This window comes from Tabrizicola aquatica (assembly GCF_002900975.1).
GTDB lineage: Bacteria > Pseudomonadota > Alphaproteobacteria > Rhodobacterales > Rhodobacteraceae > Tabrizicola > Tabrizicola aquatica.
In genome coordinates this window covers 371,238-391,362 of record NZ_PJON01000002.1, presented here as the reverse complement: position 1 = coordinate 391,362, position 20,125 = coordinate 371,238, and the positions used below count along the sequence as shown (strand labels likewise).

Here is a 20,125-nt window from a genome sequence, read left to right as displayed (position 1 = left end):
CCCCTTACTTGCCGATGCAGAAGCTGGCGAAAATCTCGCCGAGCAGGTCGTCGACATCTACGCGGCCAACCAGCGCATCCAGTGCCCGCACAGCCCGCCGCAGATGCTCCGCCGCCAACTCGACGCGCGAGTCACGTCTTACCACTTCCGCCCGTGACTCGGCCAGAGCAGCAATCGCCGCTGTAACGGCGATGCGATGGCGTTCGCGCACAAGGGCACCGGCAGAGCCGACACGCTGATCCAGGATTTCACCGATCCGCGCCATCAGTTCGGGCACCCCTTGCCCAGTCTTTCCCGACACGGCCAACCCAGACCAACCAGATTTGGTATCTGATTTCCCCAGAACCACCAGATCATCGCCCGTCGGCTCCAGTGGCAGGCCAGTGCCATCGGTCAGGAACAGCCGCAGATCCGCTGCTTCGGCCCGCGCCAAGGCCCGCTCGATCCCAGCGCGTTCCAGCCGATCCTCGGTGTCGCGCAAGCCTGCGGTGTCCAGGAATGTCACCGGAAGCCCGGCAATCTCCATCCGAACCTCGATCACATCCCGCGTCGTTCCGGCAATCTCGGAGGTGATCGCGGCCTCACGCCCGGCCAACTGGTTCAGCAGCGTCGACTTTCCCGCATTCGGCGCGCCGACAATCGCCACCTCAAAGCCGTCACGGATGCGTTCGGCCGCCAAAACTCCCGCAGCCTCGCGACCCAGATCAGCCATCAGGCCATCGATCAGCCCCAGCACTTCCGGTGACACATCCACCGGAACATCTTCATCGGCAAAGTCGATGGTCGCTTCCAGCAAAGCCCCCGCCCGGATCAGGTCTCGCCGCCAGCCATCGACCTTCTGACCCACCGATCCTGAAAGAACCCGCACTGCCTGACGCCGTTGTGCCTCGGTCTCGGCGTCGATCAGGTCGGCCAGCCCCTCGACCTGGGCAAGGTCCAGGACGCCATTCTCCAGCGCCCGCCGCGTGAACTCCCCCGGTTCAGCCAGCCGCAGCCCCGGTTGCTCGGCCAATGCGCGCAACACCGCCCCAACGACGGCGGGCCCACCGTGGCAGTGCAACTCCACCACAGCCTCGCCGGTAAAGCTGGCCCCTTCAGCGAAGGAAACCACCAGCGCCTCGTCCAGCAATTCGCCGCGCCAAGTCAGTCGCCGCAGCCCCGCCACCCGCGTAGCAGGCAGCGACCCGCACAGCGCAAGACCAGCCGCAAACGCCGCCGGCCCCGAAATCCTTACCACGGCGAGGCCCGATCGACCCCGCGCCGTGGCGAGGGCATAGATCGTGTCCATCGCCGCCGCCTATCAGGTATTCATCGACTCGAAGAATTCGGAATTCGACTTCGTCTGCTTCAGCTTCGAGATCAGGAACTCGATCGCATCCGTGGTGCCCATCGGGTTCAGGATGCGGCGCAGGACGTAGGTCTTTTGCAGATCGGTCTTGTCGACCAGCAGGTCCTCTTTCCGGGTGCCGGACTTCAGGATGTCCATCGCCGGGAACACTCGCTTGTCGGCCACCTTGCGGTCCAGCACGATCTCGCTGTTACCGGTGCCCTTGAATTCTTCGAAGATCACCTCGTCCATCCGGCTGCCGGTGTCGATCAGCGCGGTGGCGATGATGGTCAGCGACCCGCCTTCCTCGATGTTCCGCGCGGCCCCGAAGAACCGCTTCGGTCGCTGCAGCGCATTCGCGTCCACACCGCCGGTCAGCACCTTGCCCGAGGACGGGACCACGGTGTTGAACGCGCGGCCCAGACGGGTGATCGAGTCCAGCAGGATCACCACATCGCGCTTGTGTTCGACCAGGCGCTTGGCCTTTTCGATCACCATTTCGGCGACCGCAACGTGCCGCGTTGCCGGTTCGTCGAAGGTCGAGGCGACAACCTCACCCTTCACCGTGCGCTGCATGTCGGTGACTTCCTCGGGCCGTTCGTCGATCAGAAGGACGATCAGATAGCACTCCGGGTGGTTCTGCGCGATCGAGTTGGCGATGTTCTGCAACAGCACCGTCTTGCCGGTCCGCGGCGGGGCCACGATCAGCCCGCGCTGGCCTTTGCCGATGGGGGCGACCAGGTCGATGATCCGGGCCGAGCGGTCCTTGATCGTCGGGTCCTCGACTTCCATCTTCAGCCGCTCATCGGGATAAAGCGGCGTCAGGTTGTCGAAGTGGACCTTGTGCTTGGCCTTTTCCGGGTCGTCGAAGTTGATCCGCGTGACCTTGGTCATGCTGAAATACTTCTCGTTCTCCTTCGGGGCCTGCATCAGGCCTTCGATCGTGTCTCCGGTCCGCAAACTGAACTGCCGCAGGATATCGGGCGAGACGTAGATGTCATCCGGGCCGGGCAGGTAGTTGGCAGAAGGGCTGCGCAGGAACCCGAAGCCGTCCTGCAGCACTTCCAGCACGCCGTCGCCACCGATCTCCCAGCCTTCCTCGGCATGCTCTTTCAACAGCGAGAACATCATCTCGCCCTTGCGCATCGAGGGGGCGTTCTCGATTTCCCACTCCTCGGCCATCGCCAGCAGGTCGGCGGGGGTCTTGGCCTTGAGTTCGGAAAGGTTCAAGCGTTCGACAGTCATGGAATACCTTTGGACGGATCAGCCCCGTCAGGGCGGATCGCAGCGGATTTGCAACGGGAGATGCGTTGGACCGGACGGCCCTGCAACGCCGCACCTAAGGCGGGATGCGGCAAAAGTCAATCAGAAGCGGGTGATGACCGCAAAGACGATCACCAGCATCAGGACCGTCGGAACTTCGTTCATCACCCGGTAGGTATAGCCGCTGCGGGTGTTCGCCCCCGCCAGGAAATCCTTGCGGCGATAGCCAAGCCAGTGATGGAACCAGGTCATCGCCAGCACGCAGGCCGCCTTGACCCAGGGCCAGACGAACGACCAGTCCACCACCCCCGGCGTAAAGACCAGCGCCAGGCCGAAGATCCAGGTCGCCGTCATCGCCGGATTCATGATCCCACGCAGCAGTCGCCGCTCCATCGTCTGGAACATCTTGTCGGTCCGGCTGCCCAGCTCGATCTGCTCGGCGTGATAGACGTACAGGCGCGGCAGGTAGAACAAACCCGCCATCCACGAGATGACCGAGACCACATGCAGCGACTTTGTAACCAGATACCAATCGGCCAGAAAATCCGTGATCCAGTCCATGATCGCCTTCCCGTTCCTTGCGGCCCTTCTTCTATAAAGAAAACTTAAAAGAAGGAATGTGGATGATGTAGGGGCTGTGCAGAACGGGATTATCAAAGCCATCCCATGACTTCTCCCCAAGGTTTGACCTGTGGAAAAATCCGGGAAAACATTGCATTGGAATCCGGCGATGCTGAAATCCCGTTTTTTGCCAGTGCGTTACGAAATTGCTGCACTGTACTTCATCCACAGGTTGTGGCTGCCCTCTGCCTGCCTGCCTGAAGTTTTCCCGAACCTCGTGACAAGCCTTTGCACAACGGGATATCTCTGCCCCACGCGGTCTGGACAAAGTGGGTTGCCCACCGAAGGGGCCGCAGACCGATCTCGTCCCCAGAGTCGGACCCAGGAACAAACAGCGGATATCCACAGCCTCCATGCGCCTGATCCTTGCTTCCACCTCACCGACCCGGCTGCAGATGCTGCGCGCTGCCGGCGTTGCGGTCGAACCCGTTGCCCCCCGCGTGGATGAGGCGACGATCCGTGATGCCCTGGTGGCCGAAGGCGCGCATCCCCGCGACATCGCCGATGCCCTGGCCGAGATGAAGGCGCGCAAGGTGGCGGACCGGCACCCCGAGGCGCTGGTCCTTGGCTGCGACCAGGTGCTGGCGCTGGACCGTGAGACCTTTGCCAAACCCGAGACGCCCGAAGAAGCCCGCGACCAGTTGCGCCACCTGCGCGGCACCTCGCACAAGCTCCTCTCCGCCATCGTCGCCTATGAGAACGCCGAACCCGTCTGGCGTCATGTCGGCGAGGCGCGGCTGACCATGCACCCTTTTTCTGACGCCTACCTTGATGATTATGTCGCCCGGAACTGGGACAGCATCCGCCACTCGGTCGGCGGCTACAAGATTGAGGAGGAGGGCGTCCGGCTGTTTTCCGCCATTTCCGGCGATCATTTCACCATTCTGGGCCTGCCGCTTTTGCCCCTGTTGGCATGGATGGGAACTCGGGGCATGATCGCCAGATGACCGACCATCCCCGCATCCCGCTTGCCGCCGTCATCGGCCACCCCATCGCCCACAGCCGCAGCCCCGCGCTGCACACCTATTGGCTGAAACGCTACGGGCTGAAGGGCCACTACATCCCGATCGACATCGCCCCCACCGACCTGGCCGAGATGATCCGCACCCTGCCGCGCCTGGGTTTTGTCGGCGCGAACATCACGATTCCCCACAAGGAAGCGATCCTGAACATCGCCGATATCGTGACCGACCGCGCGGCGCTGATCGGGGCGGCGAACACGCTGATCTTCCGAAAGGACGGCAAGATCCACGCCGACAACACCGACGGCTCGGGCTTCATCGCCAACCTGCGGCAGAACGTGCCGAACTGGGTGCCCTCGGCTGGCCCGGCGCTGGTCCTTGGCGCGGGCGGTGGCGCGCGCGCTGTCGTCGCCGCGCTGATCGAGGTTGGCGTGCCGGAAATCCGCCTTTGCAACCGCACCCGCCCCCGGGCCGATGCCTTGCGCTCGGACTTCGGGGCCAAGGTGCATGTCCATGAATGGGTGCAGGCCGGCAACCTGATGGCCGACGCCGGGACCGTGGTGAACACCACCTCGCTTGGCATGACCGGCAAGCCGGACCTGCGCCTGTCGCTGGACGGTCTCAACCCCAAGGCGCTGGTCACCGATCTGGTCTACACCCCCCTCAAGACCCAGCTTCTGATCGAGGCCGAGGCGCGCGGCTGCACCACGGTCGATGGTCTGGGAATGCTTCTGCACCAGGCGGTCCCAGCCTTTGAACGCTGGTTCGGTGTCCGCCCCGAAGTGGACGACGCCACCCGCAAGGCCGTGCTGGCGGCATGAGCTTCAAGCTGGGCCTGACCGGCAGCATCGGCATGGGCAAATCGACGACCGCGCAGATGTTCTCGGCCGAAGGTGTCCCGGTCTGGGACGCCGACGCGGCCGTCCACCGGCTGTACCAGTCCGGCCAGCCGGCCGCGCTGGCCATCGGGGCGCTGTTTCCCCAGGCCATTCAGGACGATGGCTCCGTCAGCCGCCCGCATCTGCGCCAGATCATCCAGGCCGATCCCACCGCGCTGGACCGGATCAACGCCGCCGTGCATCCGCTGGTGGCGCAGGACCGCGCGCAATTCCTGGCCGACCACGCGGATGCGCCTGTTGTCCTTCTGGACGTCCCGCTTCTCTATGAAATCGGCCTTGACGCTGCCTGCGACGCCGTGGCCGTGGTCTCGGTCCCCGCCGATGTCCAGCGCGACCGCGTCCTTGCCCGTGGCATGTCCCAGGCGGACTTCGCGCTGATCCTCTCGCGCCAACTGCCCGACGCCGAAAAGCGCGCCCGTGCCGACTACATCATCCCCACGACCAGCCTTGCAGAGGCCCGCGCCGCCGTGAAAGAAGTGCTGGCAGCCATTCGCCGGACTAAAGATGCGTGAAATCATCCTCGACACCGAAACCACCGGGTTTGAACCGTCCGAGGGTCACCGCATCGTCGAAATCGGCGCGGTCGAGCTGTTCAACCACCTGCCCACCGGCCGGACTTACCACCAGTACATCAACCCCGAACGCGGCATGCCGCGCGAGGCGTTCGAGGTGCATGGCATCGGCCACGACATCCTCGAAATCCCCGGCCAACCCGTCCCCGGCGGCGTGACCTTGCGCGACAAACCGGTTTTTGCGCGGATCGGCCGGGCCTTCCTGGATTTCATCGGCGACGCGCAGTTGGTGATCCACAACGCCGCTTTCGACATGAAATTCCTGAATCACGAGCTTGAGCGGTGCGGCCTGCCCGGCCTGCCCTATGCCCGCGCCACCGACACGCTGATGATCGCGCGCAGCAAGTTTCCCGGCTCGCCGGCCTCGCTCGATGCGCTGTGTCGTCGCTTTGGCGTGGATAATACCATGCGCGACAAGCACGGCGCGCTTCTCGACAGCGAAATCCTGGCCGAGGTTTACCTGGAGCTGATCGGCGGCCGCCAGCCCGACCTGGTGCTGGGCAGTGCCATGCCCGCGCCTGCCAAGGGCCAGACCGGCGACACCACCTGGCGCCCCCGGCCCCGGCCCGAACCCTTGCCGCCGCGGATCACCCCCGAGGAGATCGCCGCGCATGAGGCGATGGTCGCAAAGCTGGGCGATGCGGCCATCTGGAAGAAATCGGCGTAACGGCCTAGTTCGCCTTCTCGGCCGGCACGGCCTGCTGCGCCTGGGCGCGACGCGCCAGTTCTTGCCGGTACAGGGCCATGAAATCCACCTGGTCGATGTTCAGCGGCGGGAAGCCCCCATCGCGCGTCACGTCCGAGATGATCCGGCGCACATAGGGGAACAGCAGGCGCGGGCACTCGATCAGCAGGAAGGGGTGCAACTGCTCATCCGCGACACCGTCGATCAGGAAGGTCCCGCCATATTCCAGCTCAAGAATGAACAGCGTGTCGCCGTTGGTCTTGTTCTTCGAGGTCACCTTGAACTTGGTGATCACGTCGTACTGGCTGGCCACCGGGCGCTTGCGCGCGTCAAGGCTGACCGCGACCTGGATGTCGGGCTGCACTTCGCCGGCGCTAAGGCCTTTCTGCACCACAACATTCTCGAAAGACAGGTCACGCACATATTGTGCCAGAACCTGCATGCGGACTTGTTGCGGGGCGGTGGCGGCGCCGTTGCCTGCCGGGGTTTCTTCGGCCATCTCTGATCTCCTTCGCGGACTTGCCCGCGTTCCTATCAGGTCAGGCCACCGGCCTCAATGCTGTAGGGTCAGTGCTTGGTCCAATCCGACGGTGGGGTCTGCCGTTGCTCGGGCGCACCGGGCGTAACATCCTGCCATTCGCCCTCGATCACCGTGGTTTGCGTCACCACGCCGCGATTGGCCAGCTTGCGGCCCATCAGCCGGATCATCAGCGTCCGCAGCGGCGGGATCAGCAGCAGGATGCCCAACGCATCAGTGAAGAACCCCGGCAAAAGCAGCAGCGCCCCGGCCATCACCACCATGACCCGATGCGCGATCGGCGACAGCGGGTCGCCCATCTCTTTCATGTCGCGACCAAGCGAGACCGACCCGGTCGTCGCGATCCCCTTCAACACCAGCATCCCCAGCGCCGCCGAGATCAGCACCCAGGCCAGGGTCGGCCACAACCCGATTGCACCGCCAAGCGTGACAAATAGCCCGATCTCGATCAGCGGAATCGCCAGAATACCCAGAAGAATCCACATCTCTCACGCCCTCTCGCGATGCTTGCAGCCCCCGCGTGGTAGACTTCGCCCGGGCCCGCCCCTACATAGGGTCAAGCAGTGCATAATCCAAACGGAACAAACAAGCCTTCAGAGGTCATAGATGAACGGGTCACTGATCCAACTCCTGGTCCTGGCCGGGATCGCGATCTTTCTTATTCTCAAGCTGCGCTCGGTGCTCGGCACCCGCGACGGCTTTGAAAAACCGCCCGTCCCGCTGGAAGACGTGCGCCCCCGCGTGCGCCGCGATTTCGAGGTGATCGAAGGCGGTCCCGACCGCGACATCACCGACCATGTCGCCGAAGGCTCGGACGCCGCCCGCGCCCTGGCCGAGATGAAGAAGGCCGAACCCTCCTTCGCCGTGCGCCCCTTCCTCGACGGCGCGCGTCAGGCCTATGAGATGATCCTGATGGATTTCGAAAAGGGCGAGATGGACCGCATCCGCGGCTTTCTGTCCGACGATGTCGAGGCCAGCTTTGCCGAAGCCATCGCCCAGCGCGAGCGTGAGGGGCTGACGATCGAGGCCAGCTTCGTCGGCATGAAGGAACTGGTCCTGCACGACGCGACCTTCACCAAGGAAACCGGTTTCGCCGAAATCGCTGTCCGCTTCGTGGGTGAACAGACCTATGTCGTGCGCAACAAGGCCGGCGAGATCGTCGAAGGCTCCCCGCGTGAGATCAAGAAATCCCGCGACATCTGGACCTTCGCGCGCCGGATGGGGTCGGACGACCCGAACTGGCAGCTGGTCGCGACTGGCGACTGATGCGATGCGGGCGGGCCTTGGCATCCTTGTGGCGGCTGTGATGGCCGCCCAGCCCGCCCCGGCCGAAATGCTGGAGTTTGACGCGCTGGACGGTTGGTATGACGACAACCACGTCGAGGCGCTTCAGACCTTCCTCAGCACCTGCGACCTGATCGACCAGCCCGATTGGCAGCCCGTCTGCGCCGTCGCCGCCGATGTGCCGCAAGACGACGCCTCGGCCCGCAGCTTTTTCGAGCTGTTCTTCAAACCCGTCGTCGTCGGCACCCCACCCGCCTTGTTCACCGGCTATTTTGAACCTGAACTCGACGGCTCTCCGGTTCGCTCCGGCCGCTTCCAGTACCCGATCTACCGCCGCCCCCCCGAACTGCGCGAGGGGATGGTCTATCACTCCCGCTCGGCCATCGAAGGCGGGGCCATCGCCGGTCGGGGGTTAGAGCTTGCCTGGCTGGATGATCCGGTGGACGTCTACTTCCTGCAGGTCCAGGGCTCGGGCCGCATCCGGATGACTGACGGTTCGGTCATGCGCGTGGGCTATGCCGGGGCGAACGGTCATGCCTACCGTTCCGTCGGGAAAGAGATGATCCGGCGCGGCACCCATACGTTGGACCAGGTCTCGGCCCAGGAAATCGCCGCCCATGTCCGGGCCGAACCGACCGCCGGGCGCGCGCTGCTGGACACCAACCCGTCCTACGTTTTCTTTCGCAAGATCAGCACCCTGGACCCGAAAGATGGCCCCATCGGCGCGATGGGCCGGTCGATCACCACGCTCCGCTCGGTCGCCATCGACCCGCGCTATACCCTTCTTGGTGCCCCCGTCTGGATCGAGAAGGACGGCCGCGACCCGATCCGCCGTCTGATGGTCGCGCAGGACACCGGCGGCGCGATCAAGGGGATGCAGCGCGCCGACATCTTCTATGGCACCGGGGCAGGGGCCGGCAACGCAGCCGGCACGATCAAGGATGGCGGACGCATGGTCCTGCTGGTTCCCATCGACCGCGCCTTCGCGATGCTGGAAGACTGACAATGGCGCGCCGCCGCCATCTTTCGCCCGAAGAGGCCGACCTCTGGCGCAGCGTTGCGCAGACCGCGCGGCCCCTGCGCGCCGCACCCATTCATCTGCCCGAACCGACCGAACCGCCCAAGGCTCCCGAACCCCTGCACCACGCCCGCCCGCGTCTTTCCCCCTTTGTCCTGGGCGAAAAGACCCGCGCGCCGGAACGCCGCGACCTGGCACCCACGCTGCCGCAACTTCTGGGCGAGGCGCCGTTGCAGATGGACGCCAAGACCCATGGCAAGATGACCCGGGGCAAACTGGCACCCGAGGCGCGGATCGACCTGCACGGCCTGACCCTGGCCGAGGCGCACCCGGAGCTGATCGGTTTCATCCTGAACGCCCAGTCCCAGGGGATGCGGCTGGTCCTGGTGATCACCGGCAAGGGCAAGCGGCGCGAGGATCATGGGCCGATCCCCCAGCGCATGGGGGCTCTGCGCCACCAGGTCCCGCAGTGGCTGCGCCTGCCGCCGCTTGGCCCGGCGGTCCTGCAAGTGTCCGAGGCGCACCTGAAACACGGTGGCTCTGGCGCCTATTACGTCTACCTCCGCCGCCGGGGCTGACCGTTCCGTACGCGACACGGCGGAATTCGTACGAATTCCGTCCCGATTTCTTCAAGAAATCGCAGCCCCGGCGCGCCGGTCGGCTAATGCCGGGTCCGCCCCGCCAGCCAGCCCCGCAACTCTGCCTCTGCCCGCTCCAGCGCCCCGTGGTTCAACAGCTTGCGCAGGATTGCCACGCTGACCGCCCTTGCGCGCAGGTTCAACACCGGCTCTTCCCCCGCCGCTTCCGGCCGGCTGACCTCCAGCTTGTCGTAAATCTGGTGCAGCCGGTTCTGCACCGACCGCAAGGACAGCCCGCGCCGTTCCGCAATCGCCCGGTCCGTCAGCCCCAGCGCGATGTCCACCAGCACCTCGTATTCGCTTTCGGTGAACCCGCCGCTTTGGCCAAGGCTGCGCTGCTGCAAGCCCCGCACCTCGTTGTCGATCACGCACTGGTTCTGCAGGAAGATCCCCCGCAACGCGAGCCGCAGCCGCTCCTCTGACGCCGACTTCAACACATAGCCATAGGCCGCCCCCATCGGGACGATCCGGCTGATCCCCCGGACATAGGCCTCGTCCGAGTAGTTCGACCAGAACAGGATCCGCGTCAGCGGCCTTTCGCGCCAGATCGTCCGCGCCGCCTCGATCCCGGTGCGGCCGGCCATCTGCAAATCCATCACGATATCCGCCGCCGGGTGCCGCCGGGCCAAAGCCTCGGCATCCTGACCATTGGCGGCCTCGAACACCTCATCGCATTCCGGCAGCGCGCCGCCGATCTGTTCGCGCAGATAGGACAGGTGCAGCGGATCATCCTCGACCAGCAACAGCTTCATTCCGCCGCCATCCTTCCCGCCCCATCTGCCAGCCGGATCGTCACCCGCGTACCCAGCCCCTCTGGCCCCGGCTCCAGCGCGAAGCGGGCCGAGATCAACCGCGCCCGCGTTTTCATGTTGTCGATCCCGCTGCCCCGCCGCGCCCGCTTGCCGCCAAAGCCGCGGCCGTCGTCTGTCACCACAATCTCTGGCCCGCCGTCGCCGCGCAACTCCACCACCAGACTGGCGGCTTCGGCATGCTGGACTGCATTGTTCACCGCCTCTTGCGCAATGCGGAACAGCGCGATCGAGACCTTGGGGTCCAGCCGGTCGAAGGCCCCGCTGCTGGCATCCTCCAGCCGCCAGTCCAGCGCCTGCCCGCTGTCGCGGACGGATCGTTCCAGATGGTTCTCGACCGCATCGGCAAAGCCGAACAGCTGCAGGACCGAGGGTTTCGCCTCTTCGATGATCTGCCGCAGGTCCTGCATGCAGGCGTGCAGGCCGCGTGTCACCGGCTCCAGCGCCTCGGGCCCGACCGGCCCGGATTGCCCCAGCCGCTCCAGCCGACGTACCAGCCGGGTCAGGTCGGCCAGCGTCTGGTCGTGCAGGTCCATCCCGATCCTTTGCCGCTCACCCTCCAGCGCCTCGGTCAGCCGCAGGGCACCCAGCCGCAGCCCTTCTTCGCGCGCCCGCGCCTCGGCTTCGGTCACCAGCGCCGCCTGCGCCTGGCGCGAGGCGCGCAGCGCAAAGAAATACGGCGCCAGCAGGTCCGCGATATAGCGGGCGTGGCGCAGGTCGGTCGGCCCATAAGCCCCCGGCGCCAGCAGCGAACAACTCAGCGCGCCGATGATCTCGCCATGCACCATCATCGGCACATGCAGCCGCGACCGCAGCCCATGTTCGAAGATCGGCCGATGTCCCGGTGCCAAGGGGTCAAAGCGCGGATCGGCACAGGCATCGACGGTCAGGATATGATCCACCTCGCCCACCAGCAGCGCGCGGATCGGGCTGTCCTGCACAGGGCCAAGGGTGTTCCGGCTCCACCCGGTCTGGATGCCGCTTTCATAGGCCGTATGAAACCGCCCGTCGCCTTGCAGGATGCAGACGTCCAGATGGTCATGCGGCAGGATCTGCGCCACCTCGGTCGCCACCGCCTGGATGGCGGAGCGGAAATCCAGCTGCCCCGCCAGCAGCCGCGTGATGGCGAAGAACCGGTCGATCAACTCACGCGGGGCAAACTCCATGCGGCATCCTCCTGGCGCCCATCATGCCAGAACCCGGCCCGCATGCCATGGCGCAGTCAGCACCGTTCCTGCGGTTTCCCGCACTGCGGCTGCGTGATCCCGCAAACGCCGTGCCGGTTCCGCCCTATCCGCGCTGCGGCTTTCCTTCCATCCTTTCCCCGCCGGGAGGAGGACCTGGCCCATCAGAACACCAACGGGAGGAACCAGATGACTCGCACCATTCTCATGGCATCCGCCGCGCTGGCCTGTCTGGCCGGGACCGGCTTCGCCGACACCTCGGACAAGCGGATCGCGCTGTCGAACAACTACGCCGGCAACTCCTGGCGCCAGGCGATGCTGGAAAGCTGGGCCAAGGTCACCGGCCAAGCTGTGACCGATGGCGTCGTGGCTGCCGCCGACGCCTTCACCACGGCGGAAAACCAGGCCACCGAACAGGCCGCGCAGATCCAGAACATGATCCTGCAAGGCTATGACGCCATCGTCGTCAACGCCGCCTCGCCCACCGCGCTGAACGGTGCGATCAAGGAAGCCTGCGACGCCGGGATCATCGTCGTGTCCTTCGATGGCATCGTGGATGAACCCTGCGCCTGGCGCGTGGCGGTGGACTTCGAGGCGATGGGCAAAAGCCAGCTCGACTATCTGAAGACCGCCATGCCCGATGGCGGCGCGCTATTGGAAATCCGCGGCCTGGCCGGCGTTTTCGTTGACGACGCGATCTCGGCCGGCATCCATGCGGGCGTGGAGGAGAACCCGAACTTCACCATCGCCGGCTCCGTCCACGGCGACTGGGCGCAGGACGTGGCGCAAAAGGCTGTTGCGGGCATCCTGCCCTCGCTGCCCGAAATCGCCGCCGTGGTTACGCAAGGCGGGGACGGCTATGGCGCGGCCCAGGCCTTCGCCGCCGCCGGTCGTCCGACCCCGATCATCATCATGGGCAACCGCCAGGATGAGTTGAAGTGGTGGAAGGAACAGAAGGACGCGAACGGCTATACCACCATGTCCGTTTCCATCGCGCCGGGGGTCTCGACGCTGGCTTTCTGGGTCGCGCAGCAGATCCTGGATGGCAAGGACGTGCCCAAGGACCTGACCGTCCCCTTCCTGCGCATCGACCAGGACACGCTGGAGGCGAACCTGGAAACCACGCCCGAAGGCGGGGTCGCCAACGTCGAATACAGCCAGGAGGACGCGATCCAGGTGATCGAGGCCGCGAAGTAAGCGGCGCGGGGCCGGGGGGCTTGTCTGCCCTTCGGCCCCGGCCCAATCTGGCCCATGTCCATGCAAGACCCCGTGCTTCAGGTCCACGACATTGCCGTCCGCTTTGGCGAGGTGACGGCGCTGGACGGCGTTTCCCTGACCATCGCGCCGGGCGAATGCATCGGCCTGGTCGGCCATAACGGCGCGGGGAAATCCACGCTGATCTCGGTCCTGAACGGCGGCCTGACGCCCCAGACGGGCAGCGTCGGCGACGGGCCCTATGGCATCGCCCGGGCGCGCAGCCTTGGCGTCCGCTGCGTGTTTCAGGAACTGTCGCTCTGCCCCAACCTCTCCATCACCGAAAACGCCCGCATCGCCCACCGCGATCTGCCCGCCTTCGGCTGGCGCGGAACTGCCCGCCGGATCGTCAGCGACAGCCTTGACGCGATTTTCCCCGGCCATGGCATCGACCCCCGCGCCCAGGTCGGCGAGTTGTCCATCGCCCAGCGCCAGATGGTGGAAATCGCGATGGCCTTCTCCTCGCCCACCGCGCCGCCGCGCCTGGTGATCCTGGACGAACCCACCTCGTCGCTGGATGCCGGCCTTGCGGCGCAGCTTCTGGCCCATGTCAAACGCTTCATCGCCCAGGGCGGCGCGGTGATCCTGGTCAGCCATATCCTGGACGAGATCCTGTCCACCGCCACCCGCATCGTCGTGATGAAAGACGCCCGCATCGTCGCAGACCGCCCCGCCGCCGATTTCACCCAAGGATCGCTGGTGCAAGCCATGGGCTCGTCGGCCAAAGAGCTGACCGCCCGCCGTGCGCAGATCACCGGCGACGACGCACTACGCCTCACCCTCCCCCATGGCCTTCCGTTCCACGCCCGCAAGGGCGAGATTGTCGGCCTCTCCGGCCTTGGCGGCCACGGTCAGACCCGGATGCTTCTGGCCCTGCACGAGGCGCACGCCCCGCAATGGTGGCCCGCTGCCACCCCCGCCGTGACTTTTGTCGCCGGCGACCGACGGCTGAACGGCACCTTCGACCTCTGGTCGATCCTGAAGAACATGACCGCCGCCGCCCTGCCCGACCTTGCCCGCCACGGCCTGATCCGCCCGACTGCCGAGGCGACCCAGGCCGCCACCTGGAAAGACCGCATCGCCATCCGCACGCCCGACCTGCAAAACCCGATCCTCTCCCTCTCTGGCGGCAACCAGCAAAAGGTCCTTTTCGCCCGCGCCCTGGCCACCCGCGCCCCGGTTGTTCTGATGGACGACCCCATGCGCGGTGTCGACATCGGCACCAAGCAAGAGGTCTATCGCATCATCCGGGACGAGGCCGACCACGGCCGCACCTTCGTCTGGTACTCGACCGAGATGGAGGAGATGGGCCTGTGCGACCGCGTCTATGTTTTCCGTGAGGGGGCCATCGTCGCCGAACTGGTGGGGGAAGAGATCAGCGAACACGCCATCCTCGCGGCGTCCTTCGCCGAATCGAACCGGGGGGCCGCATGACTCCCGACCGCCTGCGCCTTCTGGTTCCCGTCATGGCCCTTGTCGCGCTGCTTGCAGGCGTGTTCTGGATGCAACCCCGCGCCGCCAGCTATACCGGCCTGAACCTCCTTCTGAACCTCGCTGTACCTATCGCGCTGGCCACCATCGCGCAGATGCTGATCATGGCGGTGAACGACCTTGACCTGTCGATGGGCGCTTTCGTCAGTTTCGTCGCCTGCGTGACCGCAACCTTCCTGAACGACACGCCCGCGCTGGGCCTGTTGATCCTGGCCGCAGCCATCGCCGTTTATGCCGGCCTTGGCGTCATCATCCACCTGCGCAACCTGCCCTCCATCGTCGTCACCCTGGGGATGAGCTTTGTCTGGACCGGCCTCGCCGTCCTGATCCTGCCCGCGCCGGGGGGGTCCTCGCCAGAGTGGTTGCGCACTCTGATGACGGTGAAGCCACCCTTGGCCCCCATGGCGATCTTCGCCAGCGTCCTCATCGCCATCGTTGCCCACCTGATCGTCATGCGCTCTACCCTTGGCGTCCGCATCCGCGCGCTGGGCGGGAATGAACGCACCGTGGCCCGGTCTGGCACCTCGATCATCGCCACGCGCGCCGCGGCCTATGCGTTGGCGGCTTTCTTCGCCGTGCTTGCGGGCATGGCGCTGGTCGGCCTCGCCACCTCGGCCGACGCGAACATCGCGCTGCGCTACACGCTTCTGTCCATCGCCGGGGTGATCCTTGGCGGGGGTGAGTTCATTGGCGGCCGCGTCTCGCCCATCGGCGCGGTGATCGGCGCGCTGACCCTGACGCTGGCGGGATCGTTCCTGTCCTTCCTGCGCATCTCGCCTGACTGGCAGATCGGGGCACAAGGCGCGATCCTGATCCTGGTCCTGGCGCTCCGCCTCCTCTTCAACCGGCTGGAGGCGCGCAGATGAAAGCCCTAAACCGCCCCTGGGCCTGGTCCTTCCTTGCTGCCGGTCTGGTCTGGCTGGCAACCATCTGGGTGACCAAAGGCGCCGCCAGCGGTGGCCTGACCGAGGCCGCGCTGACCTTTGCCGCCTTCTCGGTGCTTGTCGGCATCGGGCAGATGTTCGTCATCACCCTTGGCCCCGGCAACATCGACCTGTCGGTCCCCGCCACCATGACCCTGGCCGGAACCCTGGCGCTAAAGCTGATGGACGGGGCCGAGGGGATGGTGATCCCTGGTCTCCTCGCCACCCTTGGCGTCGGCATCGCCGTGGGCCTGGCGAACTACGCGCTCATCAAGGCCCTGCGCATCCCGCCGATCATCGCCACCCTGTCGATGAGCTTCATCATCCAGTCCATCGCGATCTGGTCGAACCGCGGCATCCGCATCAAGCCGCCCGAAAGCCTGGCCAGCTTCACCACCTCCAGCACCCTCACGGTGCCCAATGTCGCCCTGGTCGCCCTTGCCGTCTCCATCGCCGCCTGGGTTCTTCTCAACCGATCCGTCTACGGCCGCCAGGTCGCCGCCATCGGCCAAAGCCTGCCCGCCGCCCGCATGGCCGGGGTGCCCGTGGACGGCGTGCGTCTGGCGACCTATGTCCTCTGCGCCACCCTTGCCGCGCTGGCGGGGTTCCTGCTCTCCTGCTTCTCGGGCGGGGCGGCGCTGAACATGGGGAACGAATATCTTCTGATGTCCATCGCTGTCGTCGTGATCGGCGGCAGCGCAGTGGCAGGCGGAGACTCCAACGTCCCCGGCATCTGGGGCGCGGGGCTGTTCATGTTCCTCATCGTGTCGATGCTGAACACCTACCAGTTTCAGGCCGGGTATCGGCTGATCCTGACCGGCCTCATCATCATCGCCGTGATCCTGCTGGCCTCGGGCCGCAAAGGGGGGCGCCCATGACCTATCATATCGACGACCCCCGCTTCCTTGACCTGACCATCGGCTCGGCCCAGCTTGACCGCCTTGCCTCGGGCTGCCGTTGGGCAGAAGGCCCGGTCTGGTTCGCCGACAGCCAGTGCCTCCTCTTCTCCGACATCCCGAACCAGCGCATCCTGCGCTGGTCCCAGGACGCGACCGGCGGGCCGGGCACCATCACCACCTTCCGACAGCCCTCACACTTCGCCAACGGCCAGACCCGCGACCGACAGGGCCGCCTTGTCACCTGCCAGCACGGCACCCGCAGCGTCACAAGGACCGAGATCGACGGCAGCCTCACCACCCTGGCCGACAGCTTCCAAGGCAAGCGCCTGAACGCGCCGAACGACGTGATCGTGGACAGCCACGGCGCGATCTGGTTCAGCGATCCGACCTACGGCATCCTCTCTGACTACGAAGGCTTTCAGGCCGAACCCGAGCAACCCGTGCGCGGCGTCTATCGCCTGTCGCCCACCGGCCAGCTTGACCGCGTGGCGCAGGATTTCCTGCAACCTAATGGCCTTTGCCTGTCACCGGACGAGCGCACCCTCTACGTCGCCGACAGTGGGGCCAGCCACCAGCCCGACGCCCCGCGCCATATCCTCGCCTTCGATGCAGGGCAGGGGAAACTGACCAACCAGCGCGTCTTTGCACACATCGACGCCGGCATCCCCGACGGCATCCGCACCGATGCGCGCGGCAACCTTTGGTCCTCGGCCGCCGATGGGGTGCATTGCTTTGCCCCCGACGGCACCCGCCTTGGCAAGATCCTGGTTCCCGAAGCGGTTGCCAACCTCACCTTCGGCGGCCCCCGCAGGAACCGCCTTTTCATCACCGCGACGACCTCGCTTTACGCCGTCTACCTTGCCGTCCCCGGCGCCCAGACACCGTGAGCCTACCGGCCCCGTGGCTCGCCCAGTTGCCCGACCGGGGTCAGGATCACCTCGGTCGCATTGCGCACCGTCAGGACCAGGCCCGGCAGCAGGCCCACCCGCGCCCGCGCATCGGCCCGGAACGCCTCGTCGATCCCCAAAAGCCCGGCAAACAGGCTAAGAAGCGCCGGGTTCTCGCCCAGGTTCAGGTGCCCGTCGCCCGTGCTGTAGGCGGCCGTATCCAGATACGTCACCTTCAGGTCCGAGATCGCGGCCACGCTGTCCAAGTTCCCCAGCCGCTCTCCCGTGCCCGAGATGGTGGCCGAAATCCCCAAAATCCGGTCGCGCGAACTGCCAAAGACGACGAAGGGCTGGGGCAACTCGCCGATATCCTTGGCCTGGCTGCGGAACACGTCCAGGTCCAGGTCGGGCGAGATCAGGATCACCCCCGCCACCCGGTCCAGCGCCGGCGACCCCTGCAGCGCCATGTCGCGCAGCGTCTCCATCGTCAGGGCCGCGCCCATGCTGTGGGCGACCAGGATGATATCCTTCGCGCCCGCCCCCGCGACCTCGTCCAGCAGGTCCTCGAACCCGCTGCGCGAATACAGCATCGAATCCCGGTCATAGACATAGCCCAGCGCCGACCCGCGCGAGGGCCAGGCATAATGCACCGCCACCCCCGGCACCTTAAGGTCGTGGTGCATCTGCGCGACCCGGTAGACTCCTTCAGCCATGTTGGTGTTGAACCCGTGGACATAGACCACGGCATCGGTCTGGCCCCTGACCCGCATCGCCTCGCGCAGGGCATTGCGGAACGAGGAGGAACCGTCGAACAGCAACGCCTGTTGCGTCAGGAAATGCTTGGCCACGTTCGGCTTGCCGCGCCGGGGGGGCCAGGTCAGCTCTCCCGGATCGCGGTCGGCCGGGATGGCGATGTCATAGCGCAGGAAGCTTGCATCAACCGACCGTTCGCGGCCATAGCCTGCATCCCCGGCCTTGCGCGTCGTGCCGACAAAGATCGCCTCGGTCGCCTCGATTTCCGCGCCTTCTGGCACGTGGGCAAAGTCCCCTCGCTGCGCGCAGGCCGAAAGCGCCACGATCATCACCAGGATAAAGCGCCGCACTGCGAACCTCCGACCACTGCCCGGGCGACAATCTCGCCGGTGCGCGGTATCGCATCAACCCCGGCCGGTGACCATCGGTTCCATCTTGCCCATCCCGCCGCAAGACGACACCCTGCCCCCCGACCATACGGAGGACCGCCATGACCCTGACCGGCAAGACCGCCCTTGTGACCGGCGGCAATCGCGGCATTGGCCTGGCCACCGTCCGCGCCCTGGCCCAGGCCGGTGCGACGGTGCATTTCACCGCCCGCAGCGCCGCCAACCTTGCCGCCGCGCAGCGTGAACTTGGCCCGGTCATCGCCACCGGCCATGTCGCCAACATGACCGACCGGCTGGCAATGACCACGCTGTTTCAGCAGCCCTTCGACATCCTGATCAACAACGCCGGGATCATCGGTCCCATCGGCCGCATCCTGGATATCCAGGTCGAGGATTGGGCCCGCAACATCGACACCAACCTGACCGCCGCCTTCCACGCGACGCAGCTTGCGCTGCGCCACATGGTCCAGCGCGGCGGCGGCACCATCGTCAACCTCTCCTCCGGCGCCGCCCACCGCCCGCAAGAAGGGTGGAGCGCCTATTGCGCCGGCAAGGCGGGGCTCGCCATGCTGACCCGCTCGGTCCATATGGAGTATGGCGACCACGGCATCCGCATCTTCGGCTTCGCGCCCGGTGTTGTGGATACCGACATGCAAGGCACCATTCGTGCCAGCGGGATCAACCCGGTCTCCAAGCTGCCCCGCGCCAGCCTGGCCCCTGCGGACGAACCCGCCCGGGCCATCGCCTGGCTTTGCACACCCGCTGCCGATCCGCTTGCAGGGTCCGAACTGGACGTGCGCAACCCCGACCTTCGCGCCGCCGCCGGGCTTCCGCCCTTGGCCTGACCGGCGCCGCCCGCTAACATGTCAGTATAACCGACAGGGATGACCAGATGAAACTTCTCCGCTACGGGCCGCAGGGCCAGGAAAAACCCGGCCTCCTGGATGCCGACGGCCAGATCCGCGACCTCTCGGCCCATGTGCCCGACATCGCGGGCGCGGTCCTGACCGACCTTGACCGCCTGTCGCAGATCGACCCTGCCAGCCTGCCCGTGGTCCCCGGAACCCCGCGCCTTGGCCCCTGTGTCGCCGGCACCGGCAAGTTCATCTGCATCGGCCTGAACTACGCCGACCACGCCGCCGAATCCGGCCTGCAAGTACCACCCGAACCCGTGGTGTTCATGAAAGCCACCAGCGCGATCTGCGGCCCGAACGACCCGATCCTGATCCCCCGCACCAGCGTCAAGACCGACTGGGAGGTGGAGCTTGGCGTCGTCATCGGCAAGCCCGGCAAATACCTGACCGAGGCGCAGGCGCTGGACCATGTCGCCGGCTACTGTGTCATCAACGACGTATCCGAACGCAGCTTCCAGACCGAACGCTCGGGCCAGTGGACCAAGGGCAAAAGCTGCGACAACTTTGGCCAGACCGGCCCCTGGCTGGTCACCCGGGACGAGGTTCCCGATCCGCAGAACCTGCCCATGTGGCTGAAGGTCAACGGCGAGACCATGCAGAACGGCTCGACCCGGACCATGGTCTATGGCGTCGCCCATGTCGTCGCCTACCTGTCGCAGTTCTTCACCCTGCATCCTGGCGACATCATCTCGACCGGCACCCCGCCCGGCGTCGGCATGGGGATGAAGCCGCCCCGCTATCTGAAGGCGGGGGATGTGGTGGAACTGGGGATCGACGGCCTCGGCACCCAGCGTCAGACCTGCGTGCAGGACTGA

General features: G+C 66.0%; 22 protein-coding genes. 14 read left to right on the top strand and 8 right to left on the bottom strand.

What is annotated here, in order from left to right:
• Nucleotides 1–4 precede the first annotated feature (4 nt).
• The 3 genes from mnmE to CXR42_RS10265 form a co-directional block, all read right to left on the bottom strand.
• Nucleotides 5–1,288, bottom strand: coding sequence for a tRNA uridine-5-carboxymethylaminomethyl(34) synthesis GTPase MnmE (gene mnmE / locus CXR42_RS10275; protein ID WP_103257449.1), 1,284 nt, complete (start codon nucleotides 1,286–1,288; stop codon nucleotides 5–7).
• A gap of 12 nt (nucleotides 1,289–1,300) precedes the next feature.
• A complete protein-coding gene (gene rho, locus CXR42_RS10270) occupies nucleotides 1,301–2,572 on the bottom strand; it encodes a transcription termination factor Rho (protein ID WP_103257448.1) in 1,272 nt (423 codons plus the stop codon).
• Between the two features lie 120 nt (nucleotides 2,573–2,692).
• Nucleotides 2,693–3,151 carry a CopD family protein gene (locus tag CXR42_RS10265; protein ID WP_103257447.1) on the bottom strand — a complete coding sequence of 153 codons (459 nt, stop codon included), beginning with the start codon at nucleotides 3,149–3,151 and terminating at the stop codon, nucleotides 2,693–2,695.
• 413 nt (nucleotides 3,152–3,564) lie between these two features.
• Between CXR42_RS10265 and CXR42_RS10260 the strand changes: the two genes are divergently transcribed.
• Genes CXR42_RS10260 through dnaQ form a run of 4 tightly spaced genes read left to right on the top strand, consistent with a single transcriptional unit; the run spans nucleotide 3,565 to nucleotide 6,311 of the window.
• Nucleotides 3,565–4,158 carry a Maf family protein gene (locus tag CXR42_RS10260; RefSeq protein WP_103257446.1) on the top strand — a complete coding sequence of 198 codons (594 nt, stop codon included), beginning with the start codon at nucleotides 3,565–3,567 and terminating at the stop codon, nucleotides 4,156–4,158.
• Nucleotides 4,155–4,994, top strand: a complete 840-nt coding sequence (locus CXR42_RS10255) for a shikimate dehydrogenase (RefSeq protein WP_103257744.1) — start codon at nucleotides 4,155–4,157, stop codon at nucleotides 4,992–4,994. Before CXR42_RS10260 ends, CXR42_RS10255 begins: the two co-directional genes overlap by 4 nt.
• Complete coding sequence (coaE, locus tag CXR42_RS10250; RefSeq protein ID WP_103257445.1) at nucleotides 4,991–5,584, top strand: dephospho-CoA kinase; 594 nt, start codon at nucleotides 4,991–4,993, stop codon at nucleotides 5,582–5,584. Before CXR42_RS10255 ends, coaE begins: the two co-directional genes overlap by 4 nt.
• The gene (gene dnaQ / locus CXR42_RS10245; protein WP_103257444.1) at nucleotides 5,577–6,311 is read left to right on the top strand and encodes a DNA polymerase III subunit epsilon; all 735 of its coding nucleotides are present in this window, start codon (nucleotides 5,577–5,579) and stop codon (nucleotides 6,309–6,311) included. The genes coaE and dnaQ overlap by 8 nt, the downstream gene beginning before the upstream one ends.
• Before the next feature lie 4 nt (nucleotides 6,312–6,315).
• On the opposite strand, the gene secB is transcribed toward dnaQ, so the two are convergent.
• Nucleotides 6,316–6,828, bottom strand: coding sequence for a protein-export chaperone SecB (gene secB / locus CXR42_RS10240; RefSeq protein ID WP_103257443.1), 513 nt, complete (start codon nucleotides 6,826–6,828; stop codon nucleotides 6,316–6,318).
• A gap of 68 nt (nucleotides 6,829–6,896) precedes the next feature.
• On the bottom strand, nucleotides 6,897–7,352 hold the full coding sequence (locus tag CXR42_RS10235; RefSeq protein ID WP_103257442.1) for an FxsA family protein: 456 nt from the start codon (nucleotides 7,350–7,352) through the stop codon (nucleotides 6,897–6,899).
• Nucleotides 7,353–7,473: 121 nt separating this feature from the next.
• On the opposite strand from CXR42_RS10235, the gene CXR42_RS10230 reads away from it, so the two are divergent.
• The 3 genes from CXR42_RS10230 to CXR42_RS10220 are packed head-to-tail and all read left to right on the top strand — an operon-like array spanning nucleotide 7,474 to nucleotide 9,747.
• Nucleotides 7,474–8,133, top strand: coding sequence for a Tim44/TimA family putative adaptor protein (locus CXR42_RS10230; protein ID WP_103257441.1), 660 nt, complete (start codon nucleotides 7,474–7,476; stop codon nucleotides 8,131–8,133).
• Nucleotides 8,134–8,137: 4 nt separating this feature from the next.
• Nucleotides 8,138–9,154: a murein transglycosylase A gene (gene mltA, locus CXR42_RS10225; RefSeq protein ID WP_103257440.1), complete on the top strand. Its 1,017-nt coding sequence runs from the start codon at nucleotides 8,138–8,140 to the stop codon at nucleotides 9,152–9,154.
• Between the two features lie 2 nt (nucleotides 9,155–9,156).
• Complete coding sequence (locus tag CXR42_RS10220) at nucleotides 9,157–9,747, top strand: Smr/MutS family protein (RefSeq protein ID WP_103257439.1); 591 nt, start codon at nucleotides 9,157–9,159, stop codon at nucleotides 9,745–9,747.
• 83 nt (nucleotides 9,748–9,830) lie between these two features.
• On the opposite strand, the gene CXR42_RS10215 is transcribed toward CXR42_RS10220, so the two are convergent.
• Together CXR42_RS10215 and CXR42_RS10210 are read right to left on the bottom strand one after the other, a co-directional pair.
• On the bottom strand, nucleotides 9,831–10,559 hold the full coding sequence (locus CXR42_RS10215; protein ID WP_103257438.1) for a response regulator transcription factor: 729 nt from the start codon (nucleotides 10,557–10,559) through the stop codon (nucleotides 9,831–9,833).
• Entirely contained in the window at nucleotides 10,556–11,782 is a 1,227-nt protein-coding gene (locus tag CXR42_RS10210) for a GAF domain-containing sensor histidine kinase (protein ID WP_103257437.1), read from the bottom strand. The genes CXR42_RS10215 and CXR42_RS10210 overlap by 4 nt, the downstream gene beginning before the upstream one ends.
• Before the next feature lie 207 nt (nucleotides 11,783–11,989).
• Between CXR42_RS10210 and CXR42_RS10205 the strand changes: the two genes are divergently transcribed.
• From CXR42_RS10205 to CXR42_RS10185, 5 genes are read left to right on the top strand one after another with little or no spacing between them, the layout of a single operon-like run.
• Nucleotides 11,990–12,997 (top strand): ABC transporter substrate-binding protein, encoded by a 1,008-nt coding sequence (locus CXR42_RS10205; RefSeq protein ID WP_103257436.1) that lies wholly within the window; start codon nucleotides 11,990–11,992, stop codon nucleotides 12,995–12,997.
• Between the two features lie 60 nt (nucleotides 12,998–13,057).
• Complete coding sequence (locus tag CXR42_RS10200) at nucleotides 13,058–14,488, top strand: sugar ABC transporter ATP-binding protein (RefSeq protein ID WP_245875409.1); 1,431 nt, start codon at nucleotides 13,058–13,060, stop codon at nucleotides 14,486–14,488.
• On the top strand, nucleotides 14,485–15,411 hold the full coding sequence (locus CXR42_RS10195) for an ABC transporter permease (protein WP_103257434.1): 927 nt from the start codon (nucleotides 14,485–14,487) through the stop codon (nucleotides 15,409–15,411). Before CXR42_RS10200 ends, CXR42_RS10195 begins: the two co-directional genes overlap by 4 nt.
• Nucleotides 15,408–16,346: an ABC transporter permease gene (locus CXR42_RS10190; RefSeq protein ID WP_103257433.1), complete on the top strand. Its 939-nt coding sequence runs from the start codon at nucleotides 15,408–15,410 to the stop codon at nucleotides 16,344–16,346. Before CXR42_RS10195 ends, CXR42_RS10190 begins: the two co-directional genes overlap by 4 nt.
• Entirely contained in the window at nucleotides 16,343–17,254 is a 912-nt protein-coding gene (locus CXR42_RS10185) for an SMP-30/gluconolactonase/LRE family protein (RefSeq protein WP_103257432.1), read from the top strand. Before CXR42_RS10190 ends, CXR42_RS10185 begins: the two co-directional genes overlap by 4 nt.
• A gap of 2 nt (nucleotides 17,255–17,256) precedes the next feature.
• On the opposite strand, the gene CXR42_RS10180 is transcribed toward CXR42_RS10185, so the two are convergent.
• Nucleotides 17,257–18,357 carry an alpha/beta hydrolase gene (locus CXR42_RS10180; RefSeq protein WP_103257431.1) on the bottom strand — a complete coding sequence of 367 codons (1,101 nt, stop codon included), beginning with the start codon at nucleotides 18,355–18,357 and terminating at the stop codon, nucleotides 17,257–17,259.
• Between the two features lie 140 nt (nucleotides 18,358–18,497).
• Between CXR42_RS10180 and CXR42_RS10175 the strand changes: the two genes are divergently transcribed.
• Together CXR42_RS10175 and CXR42_RS10170 are read left to right on the top strand one after the other, a co-directional pair.
• The gene (locus CXR42_RS10175) at nucleotides 18,498–19,241 is read left to right on the top strand and encodes an SDR family NAD(P)-dependent oxidoreductase (protein ID WP_103257430.1); all 744 of its coding nucleotides are present in this window, start codon (nucleotides 18,498–18,500) and stop codon (nucleotides 19,239–19,241) included.
• A 47-nt stretch (nucleotides 19,242–19,288) separates the two neighbouring features.
• Nucleotides 19,289–20,125, top strand: a complete 837-nt coding sequence (locus tag CXR42_RS10170; RefSeq protein WP_103257429.1) for a fumarylacetoacetate hydrolase family protein — start codon at nucleotides 19,289–19,291, stop codon at nucleotides 20,123–20,125.

What these genes read in the sequence shown, in the direction of transcription:
- CXR42_RS10255 (WP_103257744.1), top strand. Translation starts at nt 4,155, where the DNA reads ATGACCGACCATCCCCGCATCCCGCTTGCCGCCGTCATCGGCCACCCC.
- CXR42_RS10230 (WP_103257441.1), top strand. Translation starts at nt 7,474, where the DNA reads ATGAACGGGTCACTGATCCAACTCCTGGTCCTGGCCGGGATCGCGATC.
- CXR42_RS10200 (WP_245875409.1), top strand. Translation starts at nt 13,058, where the DNA reads ATGCAAGACCCCGTGCTTCAGGTCCACGACATTGCCGTCCGCTTTGGC.
- CXR42_RS10220 (WP_103257439.1), top strand. Translation starts at nt 9,157, where the DNA reads ATGGCGCGCCGCCGCCATCTTTCGCCCGAAGAGGCCGACCTCTGGCGC.
- CXR42_RS10175 (WP_103257430.1), top strand. Translation starts at nt 18,498, where the DNA reads ATGACCCTGACCGGCAAGACCGCCCTTGTGACCGGCGGCAATCGCGGC.
- secB (WP_103257443.1), bottom strand. Translation starts at nt 6,828, where the DNA reads ATGGCCGAAGAAACCCCGGCAGGCAACGGCGCCGCCACCGCCCCGCAA.
- CXR42_RS10215 (WP_103257438.1), bottom strand. Translation starts at nt 10,559, where the DNA reads ATGAAGCTGTTGCTGGTCGAGGATGATCCGCTGCACCTGTCCTATCTG.
- CXR42_RS10185 (WP_103257432.1), top strand. Translation starts at nt 16,343, where the DNA reads ATGACCTATCATATCGACGACCCCCGCTTCCTTGACCTGACCATCGGC.
- CXR42_RS10205 (WP_103257436.1), top strand. Translation starts at nt 11,990, where the DNA reads ATGACTCGCACCATTCTCATGGCATCCGCCGCGCTGGCCTGTCTGGCC.
- dnaQ (WP_103257444.1), top strand. Translation starts at nt 5,577, where the DNA reads ATGCGTGAAATCATCCTCGACACCGAAACCACCGGGTTTGAACCGTCC.
- CXR42_RS10235 (WP_103257442.1), bottom strand. Translation starts at nt 7,352, where the DNA reads ATGTGGATTCTTCTGGGTATTCTGGCGATTCCGCTGATCGAGATCGGG.
- coaE (WP_103257445.1), top strand. Translation starts at nt 4,991, where the DNA reads ATGAGCTTCAAGCTGGGCCTGACCGGCAGCATCGGCATGGGCAAATCG.
- CXR42_RS10260 (WP_103257446.1), top strand. Translation starts at nt 3,565, where the DNA reads ATGCGCCTGATCCTTGCTTCCACCTCACCGACCCGGCTGCAGATGCTG.
- rho (WP_103257448.1), bottom strand. Translation starts at nt 2,572, where the DNA reads ATGACTGTCGAACGCTTGAACCTTTCCGAACTCAAGGCCAAGACCCCC.
- mltA (WP_103257440.1), top strand. Translation starts at nt 8,138, where the DNA reads ATGCGGGCGGGCCTTGGCATCCTTGTGGCGGCTGTGATGGCCGCCCAG.
- CXR42_RS10170 (WP_103257429.1), top strand. Translation starts at nt 19,289, where the DNA reads ATGAAACTTCTCCGCTACGGGCCGCAGGGCCAGGAAAAACCCGGCCTC.
- CXR42_RS10265 (WP_103257447.1), bottom strand. Translation starts at nt 3,151, where the DNA reads ATGGACTGGATCACGGATTTTCTGGCCGATTGGTATCTGGTTACAAAG.
- CXR42_RS10195 (WP_103257434.1), top strand. Translation starts at nt 14,485, where the DNA reads ATGACTCCCGACCGCCTGCGCCTTCTGGTTCCCGTCATGGCCCTTGTC.
- mnmE (WP_103257449.1), bottom strand. Translation starts at nt 1,288, where the DNA reads ATGGACACGATCTATGCCCTCGCCACGGCGCGGGGTCGATCGGGCCTC.
- CXR42_RS10190 (WP_103257433.1), top strand. Translation starts at nt 15,408, where the DNA reads ATGAAAGCCCTAAACCGCCCCTGGGCCTGGTCCTTCCTTGCTGCCGGT.
- CXR42_RS10210 (WP_103257437.1), bottom strand. Translation starts at nt 11,782, where the DNA reads ATGGAGTTTGCCCCGCGTGAGTTGATCGACCGGTTCTTCGCCATCACG.